The organism is Brachybacterium sp. Marseille-Q7125, from assembly GCF_023062615.1.
In the GTDB taxonomy this organism is placed as follows: domain Bacteria; phylum Actinomycetota; class Actinomycetes; order Actinomycetales; family Dermabacteraceae; genus Brachybacterium.
Window position 1 is genome coordinate 1 of sequence record NZ_JALLAL010000201.1, and the last position, 407, is coordinate 407.

At 40.8% G+C, this 407-nt stretch carries 1 pseudogene; it reads right to left on the reverse strand.

Features of this window, described 5'->3' with window-relative positions:
* A pseudogene (locus tag MU407_RS14235) lies at nucleotides 1–407 on the reverse strand (hypothetical protein); the annotation flags it as partial.

Here is a 407-nt window from a genome sequence, read left to right on the forward strand (position 1 = left end):
ATTTGTGAGCCTTGCACGCGTATTGCTTTTGCCACTTCCTGTCGCCCCTGCAACTACCGGTACTCCTATCTGCTTGCCAGTAACCGCTTCTCCACTCTCTGCAAGGCCTGCTTTTTCGTATCGTGGAAGTTCGGCTCGTAGAGTCCTTCTGGCTATTGCGTAATTTCCTTTTTGCCTATATGCATTTACCCTAAATCTTTCTCCTGTTTTTAGAGAAGCTGAAAAATCAGCTTCTCCATGTTCTTCTATTACTTTAAACATAGATTCCCCTGCTATGTCTTTTGCCATTTGCATTGTTACTTCTGATGTCAATATTTGTTCACTTAGTTTTACAAATCTACCTTTTACTCTAGCTACAGGATTTGTTCCAACTGTTATGTGTATATCTGATGCGTTTAGTCTTATAC